The sequence below is a fragment of the Sphingomonas sp. genome, assembly GCF_040398505.1.
Classification (GTDB): domain Bacteria; phylum Pseudomonadota; class Alphaproteobacteria; order Sphingomonadales; family Sphingomonadaceae; genus Sphingomonas.
Map to the genome: position 1 here is coordinate 1 of NZ_JBBATX010000151.1, position 5106 is coordinate 5106.

5 protein-coding genes are annotated in these 5106 nt (G+C 65.2%); 3 read left to right on the plus strand and 2 right to left on the minus strand.

All coding sequences use genetic code 11. The features are described from left to right. Positions 1-39 precede the first annotated feature (39 nt). Together ABWP09_RS13480 and ABWP09_RS13485 are read right to left on the minus strand one after the other, a co-directional pair. Positions 40-843: an arginyltransferase gene (locus ABWP09_RS13480; RefSeq protein WP_353205639.1), complete on the minus strand. Its 804-nt coding sequence runs from the start codon at positions 841-843 to the stop codon at positions 40-42. A gap of 231 nt (positions 844-1074) precedes the next feature. Beyond that, complete coding sequence (locus tag ABWP09_RS13485) at positions 1075-2313, minus strand: threonine ammonia-lyase (RefSeq protein WP_353205640.1); 1239 nt, start codon at positions 2311-2313, stop codon at positions 1075-1077. A gap of 56 nt (positions 2314-2369) precedes the next feature. Between ABWP09_RS13485 and ABWP09_RS13490 the strand changes: the two genes are divergently transcribed. The 3 genes from ABWP09_RS13490 to ABWP09_RS13500 form a co-directional block, all read left to right on the plus strand. Beyond that, complete coding sequence (locus ABWP09_RS13490) at positions 2370-4031, plus strand: amidohydrolase (RefSeq protein WP_353205641.1); 1662 nt, start codon at positions 2370-2372, stop codon at positions 4029-4031. 317 nt (positions 4032-4348) lie between these two features. Next, positions 4349-4678 (plus strand): type II toxin-antitoxin system TacA family antitoxin, encoded by a 330-nt coding sequence (locus ABWP09_RS13495; RefSeq protein WP_353205642.1) that lies wholly within the window; start codon positions 4349-4351, stop codon positions 4676-4678. Between the two features lie 21 nt (positions 4679-4699). Continuing rightward, on the plus strand, positions 4700-5106 hold a 407-nt coding region (locus ABWP09_RS13500; RefSeq protein ID WP_353205643.1), incomplete at its 3' end, for a GNAT family N-acetyltransferase.

Here is a 5106-nt window from a genome sequence, read left to right on the forward strand (position 1 = left end):
TAACCCCTCCGCTGAAGGGGAGGGGCTTTAATCCGACAGCTACCGCGTCCCCACCATTTGCTCGGCCATGATCGCGTATTTCTCAGCCGGCGGCGCGTAGGTCGCGTCCTCGTCGACCAGCAGGCTCCAGCCCTTTGGGCCGAGCACTTCGATCGGGCGATAGCGGATCTTATAGTCCATGCGCGGCGATCCCTTCACCCAATAGCCGAGATAGACATAGGGCAGCCCGACGCTGCGCGCGCGCAGGATGTGGTCCATGATGATCTGGCTGCCAAGGCCGCGGCGATGTTCATTGTCGGCATCGAAGAAGCTGTAGATCATCGACAGCCCATCGGCTTGCTGATCGGTCAGGCAGGCCCCGACGAGCTTGCCGCGTTCGCCGTGCACCGATGGCTCGCGATATTCGACGATGAAGCTGTTGACGGGCGAATGCTCGACCATGTCGGCATAGTCGCCCTCATCCATCTCCGCCATACCGCCGCCGGGGTGACGCGAGGCGAGGTAGCGCCGGAGCAACTGGAACTGCTCGTCGGTCGCCCAGGGGCGGCAGGCGGAGACTTCGAGATCGGCATTGCGCTTCACTTGGCGGCGCTGCGTCGCATTCGGCACGAAATCGGCGGTGACGACCCGCACCGAAACGCACGCGGTGCAGCCCGCGCAGCTCGGCCGATACGCGACCGATTGGCTGCGGCGGAACCCGATCCGGCCAAGCGCGTCGTTCAAGTCCGATGCCTGGTCACCGCGCAATTCGGTGAAGACCTTACGCTCCTGCCGACCGGGCAAATACGGGCAAGGCGAGGGGCTGGTGACGAAGAATCTGGGAAACCGAAAGGGTGCAGTCACCGTGAAAGGTTTCCTCAAGTCTGTCCGCGCCGCCCCGATGCCGACTGCTGCGAAGCGTTATGAATCAGCGGGAACGTGATGAAAAGCCGCTTTACCATGATTGGTGGTTAACGCAGGCCGAGGTCGACCGATTTCTACTACTAAAGAATGATGCACGGTTTTGCGCGCGCCGAAAAGGGGCGCGCGACTCGGTTCGCCGCACGCCCGATTCCACTCGTCACACTCTTGGGATTATGCCAGTTCGATGGTGCTCACATCGTAATCGCTCGCGCGCAACGCGGCGAGCAAGCGGTCGAGATGCGCCTTGTCGCGCGTCTCGCACTCGACTTCCAGACTGAGGCCCTTGGCGGGGAGATTGGTGAAAATCCGCTGGTGCGCGAGTTCGAGGATATTGACGCGCTGCTGTTCGAAGATCCGCGCGACGTTGAACAGTGCGCCCGGCTGATCCTGCAAGCGGACGCGTAATCGCGCGAGCCTCCCTGAGCGCGCCAGGTCGCGCAGCAGCACGTTGGCGAGCAAGCGCGTGTCGATATTGCCACCGCACAGCACCACGCCGACAGTCTTGCCGGCGAAGCGTTCGGGATGTTGCAGCAATGCGGCCAGCCCCGCTGCACCGGCCCCTTCGACCACCGTCTTTTCGATCTGCAATAACAGGCTAACCGCTTGCTCCAGGCTGCGTTCGCTGACGAGGACGATGTCGTCGACCAGCGCCTCGACCATTTTGGAGGTGATCGCGCCCGGTTCCTTGACCGCGATGCCCTCGGCGAGCGTGTCGCCTGCGCACGGCATGTCGGTGCCCTTGATGCGGTTGTACATCGACGGAAAGAGTTCGGCCTCGACCCCGATCACCTCGATTGGGTGATCCGCGGCGGCGGCGACCACCGCCATGCCCGAAATCAGCCCCCCGCCGCCGATCGGCGTCAGAAAGGTGTCGATTGCGGGCACGTCCTCGAGCATTTCGATCGCGACCGTACCCTGTCCGGCGATGACGCGTACGTCATCGAACGGGTGGATGAAGGTCAGGCCACCGTTCGCCTCCAGCTCGCGGGCGTGGGCATAGGCGGCATCGAACGTATCGCCGTGGAGCACGACGGTGGCACCGTGCCCCTCGGTCTGCGTCACCTTCACCGTCGGAGTGTTGGTCGGCATCACGATCGTTGCGGGAATGCCGAGCCGGTTGGCGTGATAGGCAAGGCCCTGCGCATGGTTGCCGGCCGATGCGGCGATCACGCCGCTGGTGCGCTCCGGCAGTTGCAACAGCGTGTTGAGCGCGCCGCGCTCCTTATAGGCTGCGGTGAATTGGAGATTCTCGAACTTGAGATAGACCGTCGCGCCGGTCAGTTCGCTCAGCGTGTGGCTGATGAAGAACGGGGTGCGCACGATCTGCGCGGAAATGCGCGCGTGTGCCGCCTGCACATCGGCCAGCGTGACGGGGAGGGTTTCGGGCGCGGGGCGGATGTGAATAGCCATGCCGCGCCGCCTAGACCATCTGGCGCGGCGGGGAAACATTGCTTATCGCTTGGGCCATGCAAAGCACCTCTTTCACCGCCCGCGCCGCCTGCCTGCTGGCCGCGCTCCTGCTTCCCACCCCCGCCTTCGCCGATGCGCTGGTCGATAACGTCAACGGCATCACGCTCGATCAGGACGGCAAGGTCGTCCGCTTCACCGGGCTGCTGATCTCGCCCGAGGGCAAGGTGGTCAAGCTGCTGGCCGAGAATGACAAACGCCCGGCAAAGCTCGACTGGCGCTCGGATCAGCACGGCAAGGTTCTGCTGCCCGGCTTCATCGACGCGCATGGCCATGTGCTGGAATTGGGCTTCCGCGCGCTCGAACTCGATCTGTCGGGCACCAAGACGCTCGACGAGGCCAAGGCCGCGATTGCGGCCTATGCCGCCGCTAACCCCGAGCGGAAATGGATCGTCGGTGGCGGGTGGAATCAGGAGGTATGGGGCCTCGGCCGCTTCCCGACCGCGGCCGATCTCGATGCAGTGGTGAACGATCGGCCGGTGTGGCTGGCGCGCGCCGATGGACACGCCAGCTGGGGCAATAGCGCGGCGCTGAAGGCGGCGGGGGTCACCGCCAAATCGGTCTCGCCGGCGGGTGGGCGGATCGAAAAGGTTGGCGCGGAGCCGAGCGGCGTGTTCGTCGATGCGGCGCAAGCTTTGGTCGAAAAGGTCGTGCCGCAACCGCTGCCCAAGGAACGCGATTACGCCTTTCAGAAAGCGCAGGACATCCTGCTCGGCTATGGCATCACCGCCACCGCCGACATGGGCAGCAGCCTCGACGACTGGCTCGCTTACCGCCGCGCGGGGGATGCCGGGAATCTCCGCGTGCGGATCATGTCCTACGCCTTCGGGGTCGATACGGCGGTGCGCGTCGGCGGGACCGGGCCGACGCCGTGGCTCTATGCCGACAAGCTCCGCATGGGCGGGGTCAAGCTTTACGCCGATGGTGCGCTCGGATCGCGCGGGGCGTGGTTGAAGCAGCCGTATCGCGACGCGCCGGGCCAATCGGGCGCGGGCTTCATGTCCGACGACGTGATCCGCAATCTGATGAGCCGCGCCGCGCTCGATCACTTCCAGGTCGCGGTCCATGCGATCGGCGACCGTGCCAACATGGAAGTGCTCGACGCGATCGACGACATGGTCGGGACCTATAAGGGTGATCGGCGCTGGCGGATCGAACATGCACAGATCGTCGATCCGGCCGATCTCCCACGCTTCGGCAAGAATGGCATCATCGCCTCGATGCAACCGACGCACCAGACCAGCGACCGCACGATGGCCGAAGCGCGGCTGGGGCCGGATCGGCTGGCGGGGGCCTATGCCTGGGCATCGATGCTCAAGAACGGCGCGACGCTGGCCTTCGGATCGGATTATCCGGTCGAAAAGCCCGACCCCTTCGCGGGCTGGGCTGCAGCCTTCACCCGGCAGGGTGCGGACGGCGAGCCCTATGGCGGGTGGCGCCCCGAGGAACGTGTCTCGCGCGAGCAGGCGTGGTGGGCGTTCACCGGCGCGGCGGCCTATGCCGGGTTTGCCGAGGAGAAGTTCGGGCGGCTGGGCATCGGGCAACGCGCCGATTTCGTGATCGTCGACCGCGACCCGTTGCTGGCAAGCCCGACCGACCTGCGCGCGACCAAGGTCGAGCAGACCTGGGTGGGGGGCGAGAAGGTGTGGGTGCGGAAGTAACGGCGGAAAGTTAGGCTAAGGTTAGGCATAAACGCAGCGTGCGCACCGCCGTTTTCTTGCGGCTAAAGTCGCAAAGGTCACGCGATGCGCGCGGTTTTGCGCGCGGAAGGTCACGGGAAAGTCACGCAGAATGCGGAGTGTGCCGCAGCGGGCCTTTGTGGCGTGCGTGGCGATGTGGTGGCGCGGCAGTGTCAAAGAGCGCGGGCGGGAGAACCCGGATCGGGAGTATGGCAGAGTGGGGGCGCGTAGGACATCGTCAGCTCACGCTCGCGCCAATTGTATTGACATTGTAGATACAAATGCGGTAGAAACATCGCATGGTCGAGACTCGTTTACGCCCTGAAACAGCGCCCGGTTCGGGCATCGAGCGCGCCGATACGTCGAGCACGAAGGGCAGCATCAATCTGCGGATCGAAGCGCAGACGCGGCAGTTGATCGACGATGCGGCGGCGGTGCTGGGCAAGACGCGGACTGAGTTCATGATCGACAGCGCGCGGGCCCTCGCGATCGATGTGTTGCTCGATCAGCGCCTGTTCGTGCTTGACGCGGGGCGGTACGATGCGTTCGTCCACGCGCTCGACAACCCGCCAGCCCCCGGCCCCAAGCTGCGCGCGTTGCTGCGGCGGACGCCGGCCTGGGATGCCTGACGCGCTGCGACCGACCTCGCGATGACGCTATCGGCCCCCGTTCCGCTGTCGCCTAGCCACGATCTTGCCGGGTTCGATTGCGGCGAGATGGCGCTCAACGATTGGTTGAAGCAGCGCGCGCTGAAGAATGAGAGCCGCTTCTCGCGGACCTACGTCGTGTGCGACGACAATTGCGTGGGCGGCTATTTCTGCATTTCGGCCGGGTCGGTCGAGCGCGTGGCTGCCCCCGGTAAGGTTCGCCGCAATGCGCCCGATGTGATTCCGGTGTCGATCATCGGGCGGCTCGCGGTTAGCACGGCCTATGCCGGCCGCGGGTTGGGCGCGGACATGCTGTCGGACGCGCTGCGCCGGATCGCGGTGGCGGCGCAAAGCATCGGGATCGGCGCGGTGCTGGTGCAGGCGAAGGATGACGCGGCGAAGGGATTCTA